We start from the raw sequence: 21,575 nt of genomic DNA, 5'->3' as shown, positions 1-21,575 counted from the left end.
CGTAGGCATCCGCGCAGACCGTAGCCTGATTGGATTATTTGGCTGCGAGTGCTTGAGCCGGGTGGGATTTTAATTGTCTATCCGTTCGACCTCGATCAGGTTGATCCATACCGAATTCGGTGGAGGCTACGATACCCCCTTTTCTCGGAAAAGATGGACTCGGATGACGCCGTCCTCGATCTCAATCGTCGGCCAGCCAGTCTTCGTTTCGCCGAAACGCGACACCGTTCGCGAGAAAGGCGTCGCCTGATCATCAACGCTGGTTCGTGCTCGGTTCGGAGATCAGTGGCGCACCCCCGACCGAGACCGGCCCTTCTGGCTTAGCGGGTTGGACGGCTCGCTTGACCGGGCTCGAAACGGGACGGGAAGGCGGGGGAGAAGAAGGCGCGAGAAGAACGGGGGCAGGGACGGCCGGTTTCTGCAACAACTCAATTCTCGATGTCAGCGCCTCGATCTGATCCGCCATGCGTTTCAGGTCGTCTTGCTGCGCACCGATGTTACGATTGATCTCTCCAATTTGATCACTTGCCTTCTGCTGCTCGGAGCGAATCTCCAAGAGTGCCTCCCTATCTTCAGGTGACAGGCTTGTCGTTGGGACGACTTCAGGAGCCGACGGCTTCTCAAAATTTGCTTCGGCATTGATCCAAAAATAGGCTGCCCCGGCGCAGAGGCCGATGGATACGGCCGCGAGCGAGAAAAACGACGCAAACCGTCTTGACGACCTGTGCAAGACGGGCGGTGGTTCCAAGCTGCTCGCTTCATCGATCAGATTCGTCATCAGCCTGCCATTCTCATCCGTGTTGGCTTGTCTCGTGACGCGATAAAGGGCGATGGTCAAGAGATCCTGGGGACGAGAGCGCATCGTTTGCGCAACTTTGTCCAATCGCTTGGTCTCATGAGACGCATTGACAGCCACGCGACCAGCCGCGTGACCCTTACTTCGTTGAAACTGAGTTGCGACCCACGAGTGAGCGGTGCCCAAGGGAGTGCCGTCTTGGCAAGATCGCGCTCGTCGAGCTCCAGTGATCTCCTTTCAGACAAGCGCTAACGGGAGCGCCTGTCTCCTCGCCGCCCGTCGCCGCAAAAGGCTCAATCCTCGCAATCGCATATTTGAGTATCCAATTGGCTTACGCGGACGGTCCGTCGCGTTCAGCCCGTCGTTGGAAATGCCGGCATTTTTGCGCGCAGTCAAATGATGCTTCTGCTTGCGCTTTAGCCGCCGAACAGTCAGCTGCATGGAGAGATCATGGGACTGCAATCCAGCGCTCCTCGTCGCCGGCTCGCTCGTTCACTGCTTTCTTACGCAAAACGCAAACTCACGCACAAAAGCTGCAACGTGAACAGAAAAGCGCAGCCTGCATGCCTCGTCTCGGGTCTAATTTGCATCGCCGCAATGGGGGCTCACGTGACGAGGCACGATGGCGCGTGGCGCAATCGTTAACTCGCATCTGATTTGTCTTGGGGAGGTGCCCCCACCGCTTAACTCGATTTCGTTTGAGGGTCCGGACGCCCGAAAATTTAGAGGAAATTGAACAGATAAGAATGCAAACTATCCGCAATCATTTGCCGATGGGCTTTTTGATCACGGGCCGTGACCCGCGACTCTCATTGCCGAATCTACCGGTGCATGAGCCATCATCGCGAGATGGGTACTGCATCAGGACACGTCCTGCCGCCACGGGGACATCCACGCATACGCCAGCGCAGGAGTCGATGCGATGCCGATTGCCGAAATTGAATTGTCAGACAGAAGTCGCCATCGGAGTTCTGGCTCTTATGAGGATGGCTCGGCTGAGGCCCTTCACGTTCGCAGGCTTCGATTAAGAACGTAGAAGGGCTCAGCTAGGGTCTAAACCTGATCTGGTCGCGCAAGGCAGCAATACGGGATGTCTGCCTTGCCCCGTGAGAGATCAAGCGCGCCTGACGGCGCGACACAGCCGCCACAATCCGCGTAAGTGCACACACAATTTATGCAAATGTTGCGACGATTGAGTCCGGGATACCGCGTCGCGGTGCGCGGCGCCGCCGAGATTCCACCCGGGTTGGAGCCGCAGGGCTACCCTGAGCTGGGCCGTGCAACGGCAATTTGAGGCGCGGGCCAATCTCTGAGAAACCGAGCTTCAAGTACAATGCTGAGTTGGGACTGCGGTTCCACATCGGCTGCCTTGGCGCTCCCACTTCGAGTTGGCCCCAGCCTTTTGTAGTCCCATGGGTAACGGCCGCGTCGATGAGCGCCATCGCAACACCAGATGATCGCTGATCCGGCACCACGTAGAGCTCAGTGATAATGCCGTAGGTTCCGCGGGCAAAGAGGGCGGCGCTTTCCGATAGCATGATGAGGCCGACAGGGTGTTCCTCCGCAAAAGCAAGAAACCCCGAGATGCGCTCTTTCATGGCAAGCAGTTCCGCAACCAGCTGAGTATCTACTCCGGCCTCCACGTGACCGGCCCCAAGTTCGGCAAGCAGAGCACTGACCATCCGAGTCACCGTTGCGGCATCGTCGACCGAAACCTCACACGTCGTCACCATGTCACATCCTCCACCACGCAGTTCAGCGGCAAGGAACGGAGCCGCCGCAGCCAACAACCAAGAGTAGATACGCTGACAACTTGAAGGTCCCATGACGCGTTCGTTCACACCATTGAGAGGTCGCTAGATCTCCGCTTGGCTCCCAGCTGACGGTGACAGCTCAACGTTTAATGAAACCCACTTCCTCAGCGATCTGCGCGAACTTTCGATGTCGCCGGCCTCACTGCTAGGGCGTTGTTCGGGCGCCGCAACAAGACTACCAGACAGATTTTGCATCCTATGGGGCGACCCTATGAGGGGTTCGGTGGTGTTCTGCCTTACTTGGCGAGCTAAATGAGCTCGACGCAGGTCGCATTTTGCTCCATGCGAGCAGGTCCTCGGCCGTTTAATGCGACGCCAAACAATCGTTTATGGGGCATTCCGCGATCGGCGGTGTCAGCATGTTGACCCGACGTGAGTTAGGCCAAAAAACGACGCGCATGTCGGATCGTGCCGTGTGACTCGGAGTTGTCGAGCTCGTCGAAGGATCGCTCGATCTCATCAGTGTACCACGACGCACGAGCCATTGGGCGATAGTCTCAGAGAATGAACTACGGCGCGAGTCGAAGACGCACTCTTTTTTGTCGTGTTTGGAAAACCAGCTTTCTTATATTTGCGACGCACGGATCGTTTGTTGCCGCGTGAAAACATCACCGCCTGCTGCAGACGTATCTGACCAGTGCAACTGCATTGATCGCACCTCAAACAAGTCCTTGGCGGTTGCGGCCGTCCAACCAATTAGGGGGAAGCTGAAGAAGATGCCGAGGGAGCCTTGGTCGGGACACCATTTTGGTTTCTTCGCTCGAAATGATGCTTGTCTTGCTCGAAGCTGTTCCTCGCGCATCACTCAAGGGCGGCCAGCTGTGACGTGCGGCGGTCGAGGCCCGGCGGCATTGCGCCGGACGATCTCGGAAAATTACACGCGTCTGCGCAAGCGCGGCGATGATGCGGACGCTCCGCTTTCGCGCTCTTTTTCGGACTGCCGAAGCAGGACCCGACGCCTTGCGCCAAAATGCCGCGAAGACGTTCTATGGGCATTGTCGTGTTTTTTGGATTGGCTCCCCAATGCCGCCTCGGCCCAGTCTTTGATGCGTAGACGGCGTGAGCATGTCCTTGCTGAGGTATCGTCTGTCGCTCTCGGCTCGTTGCGCCGTTCTCACCGCGTTCTCACCTCGCCAGAGCCTGGAGCGGTGATGGTACTGCTTCTCTCGTCTGGGGCCAACATTTCAATCCCACTCGATCAGCACTCGCCATAGGTTAAGGGTGAAGCTCGCTTAGGCCATATCGTCCAACCAGCCGATCTTGCTCTTCAGGAATCGAAAACCAAGCACCTGAAAGCTGGCATGCTCCTTGTTGTCCCTGCCATAGCCGTGCCCACCCGCGTCTGCTTCGTAGAAATAGGCCTCGTAGCCCATCACCTGCAGTTTCGCTACCATCTTGCGGGCGTGCCCCGGATGAACCCGATCGTCCCGCCGCGTGGTGGCAATCAGAATCGACGGATAGCTTTGGCCCGGTTTGGCTGCATGATAAGCGGAATAAGTCTTGAGCCATTCCCACTCCTCAGGCTTGTCGGGATCACCATATTCCGCGATCCAGCTCGCACCGGCCAGCAGCTTTGTGTACCGACGCATGTCGATCAGCGGAATCGTGCAAAACAATGCGCCGAACCGCGCAGGATAGCGCGTGAGCATGTTGCTGATCAGAATGCCGCCGTTCGACCCGCTTTCGGCGGCTATCCGCCTCGGGCCAGTCACGCCGCGGCGCACCAGATCGGCGGCCACGGCCGCGAAGTCATCATGCGATAGTGTCTTGCCAGCGAGCCGCCCGGCGTCGTGCCAACGTGTGCCGAACTCGCCGCCACCGCGCAGGTTTGCCTGTACCGTGGTGCCACCACGCTCCAACCAAAGCTTGCCGAGAGCCGCATCGTAGTACGGCCTCACTGAGAGCCCAAAGCCGCCATAGCCGCTTAAATGGACCGGCGCGTTGCCGGTCTCCGCGGCTGGACCGGTCTGTACGTATGGAATCCGCTCGCCATCGATCGAGATCGCCTCGTGCTGCGTGACCACGAGGCCATCGGCGCTAAACGTCTTTGGCGCCTGCTTCAGCACAATCGGGCTGGAGATGCTGCGTTCGATCAACATCAGTGAAGGGGATGTGAGCGGATCCTGCACGGTGGCGAGAAGGTCGCCGTTGCTTTCGGTTGGATGGCGATCGAGGGGCCACACGTCGACCACGCCGATGCTGGGCAGCCCGCGCAAATTCTCGTGGCTCCAGCCCGCGGATGAAGGCGTGCAAGTCTCGAATATTGGGCGTAGCTCGTCGAGAATGGAAAGAACGAGTTTGTCGTCGGCCCAGAACAATCCCTGCAGTGCCCGGCGCGGCCCCGGCGTGAAAACGATCGTGAAGTTGCGATCGCCGGCCAGAAAGGCAGACAACGACATCCCAAGCACAGTATCGGGCGGGTGGGTGACCCCGGCAATGCTCCATGCTGAGCGCAGCTTGACGACAAGCCAGTCCCGGTGCACTCGCAGCCAGATGTCGGAGGGAAGGTCGAGCTTCACGCTCGCCCCGGTTTCGGTTCCGAGCCAGACGTCGGAGTTGAAGAAATCCAGGTGATCGACGAACCAGACACGTGGCAATGGTCCGGTCCGATCGACTTCGCAACAGGCCCACATGCGATCTGGTGTGGTCTCGAACACCACCGCGGCACGGTCCACAGGCTCGCCACGGCGCCACAATCGTACAGTCCTCGAATAGCCCGCTGTCGTTGCCATGCCGCGGCCATGCGCACTGGACAACAGCAGCGTGTCGGGATCGACCCAGGTGGCGCCACTCTTGGCTTCCGGCAACGTGAAGCCGTCGGCCACAAAATCTTTCGTGTTAAGGTCGAATTCGCGCAAGACGGCAGCATCGCTTCCGCCGCGCGACAGGCCCAAAATGATTCGTGGATGATCTCGTGGCAGCGAGGCCATTGAGTTCAAAAGCCAGTCCTCGCCTTCCTTTGCCGCGAGCTGGTCGATATCGAGCAAGGTTTCCCAGGAAGGATTCGGCTTGCGAAATTCGTCCGGTGTGGTCATTCGCCACAGGCCGCGTAGGTTGCTGGCGTCCCTCCAGAAATTGTAGAGATGATCACCACGCCGGGCGACATAGGGAATATTGTCCGATCGATTATAGATCGAGGCCAGCGCATCGCGATCCCGCTCGAACGCCGCTCCGCCGAAAGCCCGCATCGTCCTGCCGTTCTGCCGCTCGACAAAGTTTAGCGCTCGTCCGCCGTCTATCTCTTCCAGCCAGAGATAGGGATCATCATCGGGAGCGGAGGGCGTCGGCCTTCCAGCTTGCGACTTTGTCGTCGATCTTGCTTTCGACACTGTTCACTCCTCGGGCTGGCATTGGTGCGCACTTTTCGATGCGCCATCGGCTTGCATCATGCGCGGTTTGATCGCCACGCCGAGCCTACAACCTAACGCGGCATGCGATTCAAGTCCTTCCTTCGAAGTGCTCCGCAGATTGGGGCATTGACGTTGGCGCCGCGCCTTCAGCTCGTCGACGAGCGCCGTTAGTAGTTGGCGCTTTTATCATTCATTTGGCGACGCATGCATTGGAGGGATTTCCGGTCAAGACGCCGCAATGATAGTTGACCCAAGCACAAAGGCTGCAAAATGGACGTGGCAACAAAAGAGCGACGCGCGCGGCATTCTGCGCCGCCGTCAACGACCGATGTTAGTAATTGACGCCGACAACGGCGCGTCGTTCCTGGTTGATGACCTTCTACGGTGCGGACTCGCGAGGGCGACAGATCCAAGAACGCAACGCTGGATCACGACCGCGGGGTCCTATTGCGCGGTTTACCAAAGACGCGTGGTTTACCAAGGCGCTTCAGTGATGAGCAATCGTGATCCGTTCCGGTACGGTGACACTGAGTGGGTGCCATATGCAATGGGAGCAATCGACTTGCCTCAGAGCGTGCACCAGCAATCTCGCACTTAATTTGTCAGCGTGGTGGTGGATCTGAAAGGTGTTCACTTCCTCAAACGGCAGGCCCTTTTGGAGTGAAGATCGCCATTGTCCGATATACGACCATGTCGGAGGCGCAACATCGCTTGATCGAGCCGCCCTTTGTATTTGCGAAGTTTCCTCTTTGGCACGGCTAATGCTTTGGGGATTCGCATCGCGTTGGACCGACATAGTCCTGCGGAAGCGCACAGACTCTCGATTGGATTATCGGAGAGTCTAGAGCAACCGAGAGATGAAAATCGTTCATCCCTCATTCTTTATTCCTGACGAACTGCAATGGAGCTTTTGAACAGCCATGCCGATCCAGCAACTGATGAACTATGTCGACGGCAATATTGGAGCCAAATGCCGCGCGCTCTATCGTGCCTTCTCCTGGGATCTTTGGGCTCGGATATTTACACGAATCTCAATGTCCTCATACCGATCTGCGGCTTGCCTTCTTGCTGCACTGCTCGCGAGTTGCAGTCTTTCTAGCGCCAGCGCATTTGCCCAGACGACGCTCACGTCGGCGCGCCCCGCCAGCTTCACCCTCAACAACGGGCTTCGGGTCGTGGTGATCCCGGATCATCGCACGCCCGTGGTCACGGAGATGATCTGGTACAAGGTCGGCTCCGCCGACGAGACGCCGGGCAAATCCGGGCTTGCCCACTTTCTCGAGCATCTGATGTTCAAGGGCACGGAAAAGCACCCGATCGGCGAATTTTCCAAGACCGTGTTTCGCGTCGGCGGCAACGAAAACGCTTTCACCTCATTTGATTACACCAGCTACTTTCAACGCGTCCCGCGCGAGCAACTGCCGACGGTGATGGAGTTCGAGGCCGACCGTATGAACGGCCTCATCCTCAAGGACGAAAACGTGCTGCCCGAGCGCGACGTCGTGCTCGAAGAGTACAACATGAGGGTCGCCAACAGTCCCAATGAGCGTCTAATCGAACAGACCATGACTGCGCTCTATCTCAATCATCCGTATGGCCGGCCCGTGATCGGCTGGCATCAGGAGATTGAGAAGCTCGGCCGCGAGGACGCGCTCGCCTTCTATCGCCGCTTTTATTCGCCGAACAACGCAATCGTCGTGATTGCCGGCGACGTCGAACTCCCCGAAGTCCGCTCGCTGGTCGAACGCAATTTCGGTCCCATCCCGGCCCAGCCCGCGATCCCGGCGCAGCGCGTCCGCCCGCAAGAGCCGGAACCGGCAGCCCCGCGCACTGTCACGCTGTCCGACCCGCGCGTCGAGCAGCCCGTCCTGTGCCGCTTCTACCTAGTGCCCTCGGCGAGCACGGTCGCTCCGGGGGAGAGCGCGACGCTCGCCGTGCTTGCGCATTTGATGGGCAGCGGCAGCAACTCGTATCTTTACCGTGCGCTTGTCGTCGACAAGCCGCTCGCGGTGTCCGCCAGCGCCGGCTATTCGACCATCTCGCTCGATGCGACCCAGTTCTCGGTCTCGGCCTTGCCGAAAACCGGCGTGGGCTTTGCCGAGGTCGAGCAGGGGATCGACGGCGTCATCGCCGGCATCGTGCAGAACCCGATCCCGGCGGAGGACCTCGAGCGGGTCAAGACGCAGCTCGTTGCAGGAGCGATCTACGCCCAGGACAACCAGGTAACGCTAGCGCACTGGTATGGCGGCGCGCTGAGCACGGGCCTCTCGATCGAGGAAATCCGTAGCTGGCCGGACCGAATTCGCGGCGTGACCGACGAACAGGTCCGTGCGGCTGCACAAAAATGGCTCGATAAGAAGCGCTCGGCCACGGGCTATCTGATCAAGGACACCACCACCGCCAAGACTAACGGCAAGACTACCACCAAGCGCCAGGAGAAACGTTCGTGATCCATCCCATCCTTTACGCCCGACGCATCGTCCTGTCGTTGGCCGCTGGCGCAGCGCTCGCTTTGGCTCCGGTTTCGCCCTCCAAGGCCGCTGCAAAGATCCAGCGTCTGGTCTCGCCAGGCGGCATCGAGGCCTGGTTCGTGCATGACGCGACCGTGCCGCTGATCGCGATGGAATATTCATTCGCCGGCGGCTCGTCCCAGGATCCCAAGGACAAGCCGGGCGTCGCCAATCTCGTCGGCAATCTCCTCGACGAAGGCTCCGGTGATTTCGACTCCAAGACGTTCCAAGAACGTCTTGATCGCCGCGCCATCGAGCTGCGCTTCCGTGCCAGCCACGACAGGTTCCAGGGTAGCCTGCGCATGCTGCGCGACAACAAGGACGAGGCCTTCGACCTGTTGCGGTCCGCACTGACCTCGCCGCATTTCGACGCGGCCGATGTCGAGCGCATCCGTTCCCAGGTCATCTCTGGCCTGCGCCGCGAGACCACCAACCCGACCTCGCTGGCAAGCCGCAAATTCCTGGAGGTCGCTTTCGGCGATCATCCCTACGGTCGGCAGACCAATGGCACGCTGGACGGCGTGCCGACCATCACGGTCGCCGACATGAAGGATTATGTCGGCCGCATCCTCGCCAGGAATACGCTAAAGATCGCGGTGGTCGGCGACATCGATCCGGACACCCTCGGCAAGCTGCTCGACGACACCTTCGGCGCCCTGCCAGCCAACGCCAAACTAGCACCGGTCCCGGAGATCGAGGCCGCAAAGCCACCGCAGCGCGCCTTCGTGCCGCTCGACGTGCCTCAGACTGTGATCACCTTCGGCGGTCCTAGTTTCAGGCGCGACGATCCGCACTTCATGGCGGCTTATGTCGTCAGTCACATCCTCGGCGGCGGAATGTCCTCGCGGCTCTATCATGAAGTCCGCGAGAAGCGCGGCCTGGCTTATTCGGTATCGGAATCGCTGCACTGGATGGAGCACTCGGCGCTGTTCATCGGCAATACCGGCACGCGCGCCGACCGCGCCGGCGACACCATCGACGCCCTCGAGAAGGAGGTACGCCGCGTTGCCGAGGAGGGACCGACGCAAAAGGAGCTCGAAGATGCCAAGTCCTACCTCAAGGGCTCGCAGATGCTGGCGCTCGACACCTCCTCCAAGCTAGCCCATGCGCTGCTGCAATATCAGCATGATAAGCTGCCGATCGATTATATCGAGAAGCGCAACGCCATTGTCGATGCGGTCACGCTGGACGACGCCAAGGCGGCTGCCAAGCGGCTGTGGGGCCAGGGCCTCCTCACCGTCATCGTCGGCCGCGCACCGCAAGCCGCGGCACTCCCTGCCGCCGATCCGGTGCCGAAGTCAGACTGATTGGGCGCACATCGATGGCTGGGCTTGTCCCGGCCATCGACGTCATGATGGCTATTGGTATGTATTCTTGCTAATTCCCGGCGCCCACGCCGGTACACCTGCTGCGGTGGTCCCGCGACCCGGCCATTGCCGACCCGACATGCTGAGCCGGCCTCCCCTGCGCCTCAAGCGCGGCCGCACAAAGAGCAAAACCGTCGAGCGATGTCTGCTGGCGAAGCATCCCGACTGGCAACCTGTGTTGACGCTGGCTGGCCCTTCAGTTCGAAAAGGATGCTCGTGTCCTGGTCCGATAGGCCTCGCCAGAGACTTGCTTTGGAAAACTGCACAAGGCGCACGCCGATATGGCTCCTGGCCTCAGCCCCCGCTTGCCAAAGCAGGAACTCTAGATGAGGCGCAGGTTATCGGCTGATATTTTCCCCGAGCGGCCGATCTTCGGTTCGTAGCTGATCTTGTCTCCTTCTGGGAGCAAGACCAAGCCAGCCTTCTCCACCGCAGAGATATGAACGAACACGTCACGGCCGCCGTCGTCCGGCGCGATGTAGCCGTAGCCTTTAGTCGGGTTGAACCATCTCACGGTTCCAATCGCCACTGTCCTTGCTCCCTAAAACGACACTGAATCACGCGCTGCGATCTAGCAGCCGCGTTGCTCACCTCAGCAACTCGCGTGCCGCTCCCAACGCGCTGTAGATAGATGTGGAAGGCCGTGTGTTTGGCGCGAATTCGCGGGATTCTTTGTCTGTCGTTCTTGAATGCCACCCAGCGAATGTCTTCAATCCGACAACACTGGTACGACAAGATACGAGGGCGATGACTTCGGCCCCTCTCATTTGTCCTGTGCAGATCACATCACGGGACTCGCTGGACCGGCTTATTGAAGTGATGTTGAAGTTCGACGAGTGAAGTTTGGCAGTGGTCCAATTGACCAGGAGATCGCTGCGGGCCTCGGGCGAGCCGCTCGATCATTGGCAGACTTGAATTTTGATGGCAGTCGGCCATCCACCGCCAAATCACGTAACGTGTGCGCTACCTTCCAGATTCTTCTTGTGGCATGCTAGGCTCATGCATTTTGGACGGCTCGCAGGATCGGCACCGTCGAGCCGGGATGCAAACAATGCCACAAAGATCCGATCCGCGTGGCTCGCCGTTGGATCAGACGATGGGTCGTTTCAACGTTTCTTTCATTCGCCGATGGAGAGTCGATGTCTACCAGGCAAGCGATATGCCAGCTGAAACAGTCATTGGGAATGCTCGCTGGACTCGCCGGCATTGTTGGGATCTCCTGTGCTATCGCAGCGAGCAATCCGCGATGGGACAGCGCACAGGGCTTTGGTGCTGGAACGACGGGCGGCCTGGGAGGCGAAGTGGTTCAGGTCAGCTCACTCAAGGATCTGACTTATCAATTGTGTCGTTCGTATAGCTCTGGAATCTGCAATGACGATACTCCGCGCGTTGTCCAGATCGTCGGGACCATAGATTTCACAGGAACGGAAGGGCGCGGTAAGGGTCCGGGTTGCCAATACAGCAACACCTGTCAGACGCCCTACCAGGGTGAATCGCTTCTCCTCTTGGATGGGCTCGATACGCACTGCGACGGCAAGCTCAAACTGGACGTCAGCTTCGATAAGGCGGGCAAGCATCCCTTGGAGGTCGGATCAAACAAGACCGTGATTGGCGTCGGATCAAACGCTGCAATTAGGGGCAAGGGACTGCGACTGAATGGTGTGAGCAACGTCATTGTCCGCAACCTGACCATCAGTGACATTAATCCCGGCATTGTCTTCGCGGGCGATGCGATTGCGATTTCGCGAGCGAACCGGGTCTGGATCGATCATAACCGCTTTCATAACATCGGGCGCCAGATGATTGCCGGGGGCCTTGGGGCGACGACGAATATCACGGTCTCGTGGAACGATTTTGATGGCAGGGATAACTACTCCTCGTATTGCAACGGAGCGCATTACTGGAACCTGCTTTTCCTTGGCAGTCCTCAGTCGATCACGGTTGCCAACAACTACTTCCATGAGGTCTCCGGACGGGCTCCGCACATTGACGGTCTAGGGTCGGTCATTCACCTAGTGAACAACTACTTCCACAACACTGAGCTGCTGCAGCGCAATGGTTTCTTCCACGCCCTGGATGCCGGACCATCCGTTGAAGGCCTGGTTGAGGGCAACTACTTCGACAACATTGAAACCCCGATCAGGGCCGAGAGTGGGCATGTCTTTGGCGCGCTGGGGCACGTAAATCGGGAAATGCAAGACCACTGCCGAGCCACGCTTGGACGCATGTGTGCGGGCAACATCGCGAGGCCCGCCCCGCGCATCAATGGATTCCGGCTGGATGAAAGCGTCATTAGATCTTTTGGCGCTCTTCCGAAGGCGGCTGTTCATCGTCCTATCCAGCCGGATGATGTCCCGGCATTGGTCACCGCTAATGCAGGTCCCGGACACCTTTGAATTTTCCGATAGGATCCAGCGAAGCCGCAGCCGCACGCATCTGGGCCGATGGTCCGGCGGAATTCCTCCCTTTTTCCGGCAGACCAATTGCCGGTCCGTGACAGCTGCGCTTCAAAGAGCGCCTTAAGCGTTCAGGCGAATCGGTGCTCACTCCGGGACGCATGGATTTTTTGCAAGAGCGCAACCGCCTCGAAGCTTTGGCGGATCTAGTTCGGGCTCCCGCTCGCCCAAGTCTCAAATCCACGAAACACGATAGCGTCTGAACTGATTGAGACCTCATCGGCTGCCGTCGGTTCAAATACAAATGCCCGGCTTGTGTCGGCGAAAGCAGCTCTTGCTCCGCCGGGCTGCTTCAATGGGCTGACACAAAAAGACTTTCGGATGCAGCGTCCTATTCCTGCTGTTGCAGCCAAAGAACGCATTTTTCCATCGTGACTGCCGGACATTTAGCGGCCTTGCGGCGAAGACAAAGCAATATCTCGAGCTTGAGAGAGCTGGCATGAGTAAGTTGGATTAGCAGTCTTCCGGAGCGATGGCTTGATGCCACGCATGCATCCGGGGTGGCCAGTGAGAGTGCGTCATGGGCAGGAATTCTATAGAGAACTGGCGCAGCAGGCACGTGGTCTCGCTGAGCGGGCCGATCCGTTCACCAGGCAGCGGTTGCTGAAGCTCGCCGGCAGCTACGACGTGAAGGGCGGAAATTTTGCACGGTCGCCACGGCCGATGGAGCGTCCGCTGCCGATTCCGCGTACCACGCCGCCGGCATCGATCTTTTCGGGTCCGAGCGAGGTTGGATGAAGTTCGGTGCAGGCCACCCGTTCGCTGATCCGGAAGCCGCGGCACGCAAGCGATCGCTGGCGGCATCGAGTCCAATCTATAGGCCGTTCCTTTGCGATGCCAGCGGTACCGCCAGGAATTTCGAACGCGACTGGATCAAGCGGCATGAGTCCGGCACGCATGTGAGGCTGACTGGGGTAAGCACGGAGTCGGATCTCTGCTACTCGTCGAGCGCGAAACCAAGCGCTCTCCCTTTCGGTTGCTTTCGCTGGAGCCGACCAGCCCTGAATCGATCGCAAGTTCAGGCCGATCAGGCACGCAAAAAGCATGATCGACGAGCATTGGAAGGATGACGGCCATGATAGAAGACAATTTGGCTCGCATGCGGACACATCGGAACGCCATCGAGCGCCACCGAAGGCTGCTGAAAACCAAGCTCACCGAACAAGACCGGCAGTACGTCTGCAGACGTCTGTCGGAGGAAGAGTCCGCGCTCGAAAGCTTGCGAGCGGCGATTTTTCCGATGGTGTTCACCGAGAGCTCCAGGCCGATCACGTCAGCCTCCTAGACGGTACGGTCGTGTCGATAGCGACGGATTCCGCGCACAGGAGCGCCGCTATGGCACCCGCGTCTGCGAGTTCATATATCGGCTACAAATATTGGAGTCTTTTTTGGATGCGTGGCCTAGTGATTCTTTTTGTGGCCTTTGTGATTATGCTGGCGGCGCGCGGCCAGCATAAGATTGGTTTCGTGCCGCGTCCAACCGCATCCATGCCACCGGTCAATGTGCCCTAAGCCGAACGTTTGGGCCGAACTGCGCGGATTGCGCTACAACTTGCTTCCGTGTCTCCGGAAGCTCGGACCGGTTTGATCAGGCGGAGCCCGCTTTCCAATTTCTCTGAGGACCTGCAGGAAGCGGGCAAGCCATGCCTCAAGCCATGCGTCAGTTGAGGCCATTTGTGCTGCTGCGATCGAGCGCGCGCCCGTGTCGTCATCAAGGAAGATTTGAGGACGGCCGTTTTGGTTTCTGATTGGACCCTGCATTTCTCCCACCCTTTCGCGAGGAGCGTGGCAGGGAGGTGTCCGGACCTCCCAAGCCACGCAGCCGCAACAGCTCGGTCGGCGAGCGGTTTTGGCATGTGCAAAACTGTATCGCTTCCCGGGCAGGTTGAATTGATCTAGCGCAAACACGAGAGCCGTTCGTCTCTGACCCAGCAGATTTGTGGATTGTCCCGGTTGTGCAATCCGAGAGCACCAGCTGCGTTTTTCTGGGCGCGTTTTCAGGGCCGCGCTTTCAATGATAGTGCAGATAGCGCAAGTTTCCTGATCGTGATCGTCTTTTGCTTGCTCTGCGATGGAGTGTTGCCCGATGAAGTCTCTACAGCATGCCCTCAAAACGAGCGGGACCAAGTGAGTAGACCGGGCATCGGCGCTGGCTGGCCCTGCCTTGATCCTCTGAAGCTGCGGTCCGGCCGAATGTTCCGTGCGTGCGAGCGGGTCAGGACGCGTTTGCACTTCTTCGCAGATCGTCGGAGCGGCGGCGCTGCCGCCGCCCGCGTCGACCTGAGCGCGCGAGCACCGGCAGCGGGGCCGCGGGGCTGGAGTATTCAGGCGGATATTTTGCTGGCTCCGGACGGCTGGGGCGCGCTTCCATGAATTCCAAGACGGCGCGTCCCTTTTCGGTTATGCGCCACCCGCCGTTCATACGTTCAATCAGGGCTTGCGAGAAGATGTCAAGGTCGGGCACGAGCGAACCCAGTCGTCGGGTGCGTTCGGCCCAATCTTTACCGCTGGTCGCCAGGATCGCCATGTCGCGCTTCAAGTCCGCCATCACGGCAAACCCGTCCGGATAGCTCACCAGGATCTTAAGAACTGTGACCTGGAAGTTCACCCCGCCCTCTTGTGACTATCGCCACATCGTCGACGGCTTCGAGAGCGCGTCGTGGCGAACCTGCGGTACACAGTCGGACGACGTCTCTCCTGAGTGGCTGCTTTCAGGATTTTTGAGGCGACATTGGTCTGGCCGTCGGTGTCGCACCGGGACACATACTCGCGGATATCGTCAACAACCATGCGCATCAGAGCAAGTATGACCACCTGAATGTCGATGAACTAAAATATAAATAGAATAAGCCCGACCCAAGCTACGCCTCGGGATCGCAAGCTGCAACACCCCCCTCGAGGATACTGGTCGTAGTCCGAGGAGCCAAACCGCAAACAACACGGCGACTGGGTGTAGACCACGTCCAGGGTGACATCGGGTTTTAACGCCGTATGGGCCGCCATCTCGTTCCGTGCCGAGTCCTCCCACGGCATTGCCGCCGATGACAGGCCGTTGGCCCGGACGTCAGGAACCGCGGGCCGATGGGCGCCGATTATCAAGGTCGGCATGAGTTCGCGGGATCCAGGCGGCTGCCGGTTGCCTCCGATTATCCCATTGATGATGCAGCTGCCGATCCGACCGGCGACGGCACCATCATGACAACCATCATCATCGACATGTGCCTGGTTTCAGTCGGCGCCGTCCTATCGCCGGATGCGCAATCGCGACGGTCGTCACATCTCGGAATAAATGGCGTTTTCCCGGGCTCGGTGAAAGCAACGTTCGGATCGCACCAATTCACGCGAGGCGTCGATCAGGGCCTCCTTTGACCTTGGCGTTACCGATCGCGACGACTTTGACGTCTGGCGCCGACGGCCATCTCTCGTTCCTTGACTGGCGGCAAGACGAGCGAGATCGCTGGCCACGTCCCCTTCGTCCTCGCCACCGGTCCGGAAGGTCTGATCGTGACCGTCTTCCCGGACCGGGCCCCCGAACTGGCGGCGCGCTGGCGCGTCAGAATTTATCACGCGGCGGATAGCCGCTGTTGGCCGATGAGCTTCAGAGAGCATCCCTATGTGGGCAGCGGCAACCTAGGTGCGCCATCCATCCTCGCACCAGCGCCACTTGGCGCGATCCACGGCAGGGGACCTCTTTATGTCGCGACTGCGTCTTTAGCAACCTTGAGCGGTGACGCCTTGACCGACTTGCTGGCTGGCTTGGCTGCGAATTCCATCGGCTCCTTGGTGAAAGGATTAACTCCGCTGCGGGCTTCAGTAGCAGGCTTGTTCACGACCGACATCTTGGCGAAGCCGGGGATGACGAACTCGCCAGCCTCGTTCAACTCCTTATAGCCGACGATCGCCAACTGCTCGATGACGGCCTTTACGTCTCCTTTGGAAACCTGCGTTCCTTGAGCAATTGCGTCGATGAGCTGGTTCTTGGTCATCTTGGTCACGATGAAATCCTTTGTAACGCGGAACGATACAATGCGTGAAGCACGCCGGCGTCTGTTGCTCTTGTTCGAGCAGGGCAAAACTACACGAAATTGCTTCGTTCACTGACGTGCTGAGGCACCTATGGGAAGCGAAAACACAACGATCAGTTCGATCTGTGTTTCCAGCATTGGTTCACTCGTCACAGGTGGACGGCGCATGCCCTATTCGGTATGCAGCTCAATCTTTGAAATCGGCCGATGCAGGAGTCAGCGCGACAATCAGCCAATCCATCTCGGTTCTCGCAGACGAGTGATGATCGCATGACTTCATTCGCGATGACAGAGCCAGCCTCGTTCCATTTCAAACTTCGTAACGCTCGCGCGGACAGGTCACCTGCGAAGAAAACTCAGGGGTCCGCGATTGCTCTGTCGGGAGAGAAGCACAAGCTATTCCCCTCTATCTTACCGGCGATGCCCTAGAGAGATGCCGAGCTTGATTGCCTTTTGACGGAGAGAACCTTCCGTCCTTTTCATTGACTTCGCGATCTTCGCCACGGGCACCCTCGCCTTGGAGTGCGCGCGAAGTTCTTTGACGTCCGCCTTCGTGTACTCGCGGCGGACTACTTTCTTCACTTTCTTTGCCATTGGACATCTCCACTCGTTGTTGAGCGGGGCTTCTAGCACGAAAGATCAAATTGGCAATGTTGCGACGCGTCGAATTTCGTGCGATTTATAGACCGCTTTAGCGAATTCACTCCCCACTGATGCCTGCAAAAGTGCTGCCTTATTCAGCCAACCACATTGAGACGCTGAAGGGTTTCCGGACCTGATAGCGGCGCGATGTTTGTGCGCGCGTCATAGTACCACCGCCGGGTGTGCCTCGCATGCGATTAGGAGTGATGTGGGCACTGGGACTCGGTCGCGGCGCTGAATCATCCGTGTGTGCGCCTGCACTAGGATGCACTTACTCAGGAAACACATTCCTGTAACTCGCCTCGACCTTGGCGATCTCATCGTCGGTCAGTTTGGCGAATTCCTTTTCCCGGCCACGTTTCGACAGAACACCCGTGTTCTGGCGCAGGAAGCGAAACAACAGGTCGACGGTGCCGTCCGGCATGTCGACGATCTCCGTCACGCTACGCCTGAAGGTGTCGTAAGCTTCCAGATATCTGGCTTCCGCTGGCAAATCGATATCGATCGTCCTTGCCACGCATTCATAGAGGAATTCGGCGTGAGGCGTGGCATGAAAAGTCGAAATCTTCCACGAAAATCCATAACTTTTAAGCCGTTTGCGTGAAATATAGGGCCTCGTGACAAGAGGGGATGGTGCGGAACGGGCATTTCCTTGCTGACCTGATGGATAGAGCATTGTCGTTTAGGCAGGAGATCCGCCGATCCAAACCGCGTGACATTCATGATGGCCCTCAGTCATCCGCACTTCGGCCAGCAGTGGTTTCGGGATCAGCTCATTCAGGGGCGGCGCATTTGTGCTCAGTTGGATCGCCTTCATTTTAAACCGGGGTTTGAAGGCGAGCGGACGACCGCGGGCCTCCCTCGCGTTGCAGGGCTGTCCCGGGAATGATTCACTATGTCGCAGCGCATGCCCGGCCAATCCAGCGTGAACCGGATACTTTCTGGTTGTCGAGACACAGAAAAGGGCCGGGCATGCAATACGTGAATAGCATCTTTGGGCAGCTCCTCAAACCGATTGATCGACGGCAATTTCGGGACATCGTCGAGCGGCATAACGGCAATGCCTACGACAAGACTTTCAAAAGCTGGGATCATCTCGTGACGATGGTGGGCGCTCAATTGGGTGGGGTCGCAAGTCTGCGCGCTGTCGAAGCGACCTTTAAGGCAAACTCCCATCAGCATTATCATTTGGGGGCGAGGAACATTCCTCGCTCGACGCTCTCGCGTGCGAATGCACGTCGCCCGGTAGGCGTTTTCGCGGAAACCTTCGCCATGCTGGCGAAGAAAGCCGATCGGCACGCGCGAGTGGAAGGCGCCGAGATGGTTCGGTTGATCGACTCGAGCCCGGTCCCATTGGGCAAGATGTGCGAATGGGCCGAGTGGAATGGTCGTATCCGTGGCATGAAGATGCACACGGTCTACCAACCAGCGGGCAAATACCCGTGCTGCGTCGAGATTACGCCCGCGACCGTCAACGACGTCGAGATCGGTCGCCAAACCGAACTCGAAGCCGGCGCGACCTACGTTTTCGACAAAGGCTATTACCACTTCGGCTGGTGGAAGAAGATCAATGATGCCAAGGCTTTCTTCGTCACGCGCACCAAGGTGAGCACGCGCTTGCGCAAGACGAAGTCGCGGTATGTGCGCAAGAAGATCGGCGATGGCTTCAGAATCATCGCCGATGCCGACGTCGTTCTCGCCAGCAAGGGCGATTCCAAGCTGGAAATCCCGTTGCGGCGTATCAAGGTCAAACGCGACAAAGGTGGGACCATCACGCTTATCACCAACGATCTCGAACGCACGGCCATCGAGATTGCGGCGCTCTACAAGAGCCGCTGGCAGATCGAGCTTCTGTTTCGCTGGATCAAGCAGCATCTCAACCTCCGCAAGTTCATGGGCAAGAACGACAACGCCATTCGTCTGCAAATCATCGCCGCGATGATCGCCTATCTGCTCCTGCGCCTCGCCCGGCGTCTGAACTCCTTGCGGATGCTGGACCTGCGCTTCGCCGAACTGGTTTGCCAGCGCCTGTTCATGCGAAAGCCCATCGCGGAAATCGACGAGCCTCCACCTGTCAATCCGAGCAAACCAAGGCCCAAGCTCTCTCCTGATCAGCTGAGGTTCAACTATGTATGACTTTTCCCGGGACAGCCCTGCTCGCGTTGGGACTGCGGGCGCAAACAACTTTTCCAGGCCGACGGCGTTCTGACTATCGGGGCAAAGTCAGCACCGTCAGAAGGCGTTCGCCCTGTTCGCGGATGGCGTGCCGGCGCTCACGGCGTACGCGCCGACCGTGGTGCGTCAACGCCGCAAGCTGAGATGGGCAAAAGTCTGGAGCACTCAGTTTGAGCTTTTTCGGCCACCGGCGACGACGAGCTTCCATACTCTCCGACACGGCGCGTCCATTTTCCACTTTATGCAGCACCCGCGGGTTCGTGCGCTAGATCAGAGCTTGTGAAAAACGTCAGGGTTGGCATGTGCGAAGCCGGTCGTCCGGTGCGTTCGGCCCAATTCTGGCCGCTGGTCGCCAGGACCCTCATGGTAGCGTGAGGCCCGCCATCGCGGCGAATCTGTCCGGATAGCTTACTAGCAATGCCAACGTGACCTCAAGGTCGCCGCCTCGCGATTATCGCCACATCGTCGGCGCATGCGAGAGAGCTTCGTGGCCGACCTGCCGCAGACTGTCGGGCGAGGTTTCCCCCTTTGTGGCGGCTTCTAGAATTTTGGACGCCACATGGGTGCGGGCGCCGGTCTCGTGACGGGACACGCCCTCGCAGACCTCTTCCAGGACCGCGCGCAAGAGCGCGGTGGTAGCTGTATCCAACATTGGGAAGCCCCCAGCGGAAAGCTTCCTCCTAGCAGGTTTCTTCCTCCCGGAGATTCAACAGTGTTAAACTGACGGAAAACTTTTACGAGCCTCAAGGTCGCGGCGTGCATGGGTCGAGCTTCCTCTTTTTGGCTTCTACCGGCGCGCGCTTTTGCTCGCCATCTTCGTGCGAGTTCAGCGCGTGCTCGGCGGTCACGATGCTCTCGTGCTCAAATTCGGCCTTGCTCGCTTCGACCGGAGGGGACCTATCCTGCGTCAGCCCCAAATCTCCCTTCAAGACAATGACCATGGGTGCGGACGCGATGAGAAGATCGTCAGTCTGTGGGTAATGGTTGAATCGAACTGAATACAGTCTCCAGGATAGGTTGCGCCAATCCCGATGGCCACGCTGTCGACAACGGACTGCAGAGCTCGGTTGAAATCAACAGACGAGCGGCCGTCACGAGTGGAACGGCAATCACTGACGCGGCCATGCGAAGCGAGAGCATTCTCCTCCATCATCACCGGCAGAAGCAATGAAACGATTTTCGCGCGCACGAGCACGCGCCTCGTTAATTCTCCGCCGAGATGGCAGCTGCGCGCGCGAAAGAACTGTACATTCCCATGACTCTTAGCGCGGACCTGCCTAAAGCGGTCTCGCTCGCACAACCCTCACGTCCGTCAGCTGGCGGTCAGCTTCGCTGACTATGACCCTCGCCGGCATCATCAGCCGCCGGCAGTGTAAACGAATCACTGATAGGAACTCGACTCACCATGGACCGCCGAACCGGCCGCTACATCCACTTCAAATGGCCCGCGAGCGATGCAAACCGAGCTTATCCGCTGACGCAATTCCGACGAACGGAACTGGATCGGACCAATGTAGAGTGTCTGCAATGCCATGCTGAGCTGTGAGACGTTCTCGAAGCATCAAAGTGATCCTCCATTGATCTGGCAAGGGGGTCGCAGGCTAGCGAGAAGATCATCTCGGTCCACAGCTGAGTTCAGCTAGGGTGACCCGGCTCCGTGATGATCCAGTCTCTCGAAATGAGCCGAGTTCGGTTCCTACCTCGTGCTTCAAAAGCCTGATTGTCTGGCAGAGCGCGATGACCAGGGCCGTTGAGAAGCGGGAACGAGCCGGCGAAGACGCCTATCGCGCCGAGACGAGCAGCACTCGCGGGCAACAATCGAGTCGGAGAACCACGCTCGCCGCATGAGGCTTTCTCGCCGACATGTGACGGCTGATGATCGGAGCTTATCAACACCAGCATCGTGGCCAGTCGTAGCGGGTCGCGTTCGCTCTGGCCGACCAGTTCGGACCTCCGATCGACAATTTGAAACACGGAATAGGAGATGAATGATGCACTGGCGCACACCAAGACTACACCTGAATGAGGGCGAGGGCTATTTTTCGTCTGATGCCTCGAAGCCCCTGAGGACCTGGAGTCGCTGGCCGCTTGCGGCCCTTCTCCTCATCTTGATGCTTTGGGGCGCTCTCTTGCTCTTCGCCATGTTCTCGTAAACGCCAAGCCACCCACGGGCTCGCGGCCATCTGGCCGCGCTCCCGCTGGCTTGCACGAGCAAGCACATTCGATGGATCGAGATATCGGCGAATGCCACGTTTCGAGCTCAACAACACGCCCCCTCAGCGCCACAAAGCCCATGTGCGTTCCACAAGCACACCGTTGGTTCCAAGGACTGCCTCCTGCAGCTGGCAATGCTGTTCCCAGTACGATTCGTAGCTAGACGCGAACGAGCCAAGCCCATCCCCATGGACGCGATCAAGGCGCCAGCTGCGTCGATGCGGTT

General features: G+C 58.7%; 16 protein-coding genes. 6 read left to right on the top strand and 10 right to left on the bottom strand.

Features of this window, described 5'->3' with window-relative positions; all coding sequences use genetic code 11:
• Positions 1-253: 253 nt before the first annotated feature.
• The 3 genes from JJC00_RS09015 to JJC00_RS09005 form a co-directional block, all read right to left on the bottom strand.
• On the bottom strand, positions 254-883 hold the full coding sequence (locus JJC00_RS09015; RefSeq protein ID WP_246774151.1) for a hypothetical protein: 630 nt from the start codon (positions 881-883) through the stop codon (positions 254-256).
• A 1,085-nt stretch (positions 884-1,968) separates the two neighbouring features.
• Positions 1,969-2,529 carry a GNAT family N-acetyltransferase gene (locus JJC00_RS09010; RefSeq protein ID WP_200472242.1) on the bottom strand — a complete coding sequence of 187 codons (561 nt, stop codon included), beginning with the start codon at positions 2,527-2,529 and terminating at the stop codon, positions 1,969-1,971.
• 1,313 nt (positions 2,530-3,842) lie between these two features.
• Positions 3,843-5,939, bottom strand: a complete 2,097-nt coding sequence (locus JJC00_RS09005) for a prolyl oligopeptidase family serine peptidase (protein ID WP_200472241.1) — start codon at positions 5,937-5,939, stop codon at positions 3,843-3,845.
• 1,055 nt (positions 5,940-6,994) lie between these two features.
• Between JJC00_RS09005 and JJC00_RS09000 the strand changes: the two genes are divergently transcribed.
• Together JJC00_RS09000 and JJC00_RS08995 are read left to right on the top strand one after the other, a co-directional pair.
• The gene (locus tag JJC00_RS09000; RefSeq protein ID WP_200472240.1) at positions 6,995-8,410 is read left to right on the top strand and encodes a M16 family metallopeptidase; all 1,416 of its coding nucleotides are present in this window, start codon (positions 6,995-6,997) and stop codon (positions 8,408-8,410) included.
• Positions 8,407-9,777, top strand: coding sequence for a M16 family metallopeptidase (locus tag JJC00_RS08995; protein ID WP_200472239.1), 1,371 nt, complete (start codon positions 8,407-8,409; stop codon positions 9,775-9,777). Before JJC00_RS09000 ends, JJC00_RS08995 begins: the two co-directional genes overlap by 4 nt.
• A gap of 382 nt (positions 9,778-10,159) precedes the next feature.
• Here JJC00_RS08995 and JJC00_RS08990 read toward each other — a convergent pair whose 3' ends face one another.
• Positions 10,160-10,366 (bottom strand): cold-shock protein, encoded by a 207-nt coding sequence (locus JJC00_RS08990; RefSeq protein ID WP_200472238.1) that lies wholly within the window; start codon positions 10,364-10,366, stop codon positions 10,160-10,162.
• A gap of 610 nt (positions 10,367-10,976) precedes the next feature.
• On the opposite strand from JJC00_RS08990, the gene JJC00_RS08985 reads away from it, so the two are divergent.
• The 3 genes from JJC00_RS08985 (at position 10,977) to JJC00_RS08975 (ending at position 13,805) form a co-directional block, all read left to right on the top strand.
• The gene (locus JJC00_RS08985; protein ID WP_200472237.1) at positions 10,977-12,233 is read left to right on the top strand and encodes a right-handed parallel beta-helix repeat-containing protein; all 1,257 of its coding nucleotides are present in this window, start codon (positions 10,977-10,979) and stop codon (positions 12,231-12,233) included.
• 567 nt (positions 12,234-12,800) lie between these two features.
• Positions 12,801-13,031 carry a hypothetical protein gene (locus JJC00_RS08980; RefSeq protein ID WP_246774150.1) on the top strand — a complete coding sequence of 77 codons (231 nt, stop codon included), beginning with the start codon at positions 12,801-12,803 and terminating at the stop codon, positions 13,029-13,031.
• Positions 13,032-13,337: 306 nt separating this feature from the next.
• Positions 13,338-13,805 (top strand): hypothetical protein, encoded by a 468-nt coding sequence (locus tag JJC00_RS08975; RefSeq protein WP_200472236.1) that lies wholly within the window; start codon positions 13,338-13,340, stop codon positions 13,803-13,805.
• A 703-nt stretch (positions 13,806-14,508) separates the two neighbouring features.
• On the opposite strand, the gene JJC00_RS08970 is transcribed toward JJC00_RS08975, so the two are convergent.
• From JJC00_RS08970 to JJC00_RS08955, 4 genes are all read right to left on the bottom strand, one after another.
• Positions 14,509-14,901 (bottom strand): hypothetical protein, encoded by a 393-nt coding sequence (locus JJC00_RS08970; protein ID WP_200472235.1) that lies wholly within the window; start codon positions 14,899-14,901, stop codon positions 14,509-14,511.
• Positions 14,902-15,985: 1,084 nt separating this feature from the next.
• Positions 15,986-16,288 (bottom strand): HU family DNA-binding protein, encoded by a 303-nt coding sequence (locus tag JJC00_RS08965; protein ID WP_200472234.1) that lies wholly within the window; start codon positions 16,286-16,288, stop codon positions 15,986-15,988.
• 441 nt (positions 16,289-16,729) lie between these two features.
• Entirely contained in the window at positions 16,730-16,912 is a 183-nt protein-coding gene (locus JJC00_RS08960; RefSeq protein ID WP_027544425.1) for a hypothetical protein, read from the bottom strand.
• Between the two features lie 319 nt (positions 16,913-17,231).
• Positions 17,232-17,636, bottom strand: a complete 405-nt coding sequence (locus JJC00_RS08955; RefSeq protein WP_200472233.1) for a hypothetical protein — start codon at positions 17,634-17,636, stop codon at positions 17,232-17,234.
• Positions 17,637-17,932: 296 nt separating this feature from the next.
• Between JJC00_RS08955 and JJC00_RS08950 the strand changes: the two genes are divergently transcribed.
• A complete protein-coding gene (locus JJC00_RS08950; RefSeq protein ID WP_200474056.1) occupies positions 17,933-19,096 on the top strand; it encodes an IS4 family transposase in 1,164 nt (387 codons plus the stop codon).
• Positions 19,097-19,586: 490 nt separating this feature from the next.
• Here the strand turns inward: JJC00_RS08950 and JJC00_RS08945 are convergent, their stop codons facing one another.
• Both JJC00_RS08945 and JJC00_RS08940 read right to left on the bottom strand, forming a co-directional pair.
• Positions 19,587-19,787, bottom strand: coding sequence for a hypothetical protein (locus JJC00_RS08945; RefSeq protein ID WP_200472232.1), 201 nt, complete (start codon positions 19,785-19,787; stop codon positions 19,587-19,589).
• Positions 19,788-19,878: 91 nt separating this feature from the next.
• Positions 19,879-20,076 (bottom strand): hypothetical protein, encoded by a 198-nt coding sequence (locus tag JJC00_RS08940; protein ID WP_200472231.1) that lies wholly within the window; start codon positions 20,074-20,076, stop codon positions 19,879-19,881.
• Between the last annotated feature and the right edge of the window lie 1,499 nt (positions 20,077-21,575).

Origin of the sequence: Bradyrhizobium diazoefficiens, assembly GCF_016616885.1 — a bacterium.
Classification (GTDB): domain Bacteria; phylum Pseudomonadota; class Alphaproteobacteria; order Rhizobiales; family Xanthobacteraceae; genus Bradyrhizobium; species Bradyrhizobium diazoefficiens_F.
This window is presented reverse-complemented; position numbering and strand designations above follow the sequence as displayed.

What these genes read in the sequence shown, in the direction of transcription:
- JJC00_RS08940 (WP_200472231.1), bottom strand. Translation starts at nt 20,076, where the DNA reads ATGGTCATTGTCTTGAAGGGAGATTTGGGGCTGACGCAGGATAGGTCC.
- JJC00_RS08955 (WP_200472233.1), bottom strand. Translation starts at nt 17,636, where the DNA reads ATGCTCTATCCATCAGGTCAGCAAGGAAATGCCCGTTCCGCACCATCC.
- JJC00_RS08960 (WP_027544425.1), bottom strand. Translation starts at nt 16,912, where the DNA reads ATGGCAAAGAAAGTGAAGAAAGTAGTCCGCCGCGAGTACACGAAGGCG.
- JJC00_RS08975 (WP_200472236.1), top strand. Translation starts at nt 13,338, where the DNA reads ATGATCGACGAGCATTGGAAGGATGACGGCCATGATAGAAGACAATTT.
- JJC00_RS08985 (WP_200472237.1), top strand. Translation starts at nt 10,977, where the DNA reads ATGTCTACCAGGCAAGCGATATGCCAGCTGAAACAGTCATTGGGAATG.
- JJC00_RS08950 (WP_200474056.1), top strand. Translation starts at nt 17,933, where the DNA reads ATGCAATACGTGAATAGCATCTTTGGGCAGCTCCTCAAACCGATTGAT.
- JJC00_RS08945 (WP_200472232.1), bottom strand. Translation starts at nt 19,787, where the DNA reads ATGTTGGATACAGCTACCACCGCGCTCTTGCGCGCGGTCCTGGAAGAG.
- JJC00_RS09000 (WP_200472240.1), top strand. Translation starts at nt 6,995, where the DNA reads ATGTCCTCATACCGATCTGCGGCTTGCCTTCTTGCTGCACTGCTCGCG.
- JJC00_RS09010 (WP_200472242.1), bottom strand. Translation starts at nt 2,529, where the DNA reads ATGGTGACGACGTGTGAGGTTTCGGTCGACGATGCCGCAACGGTGACT.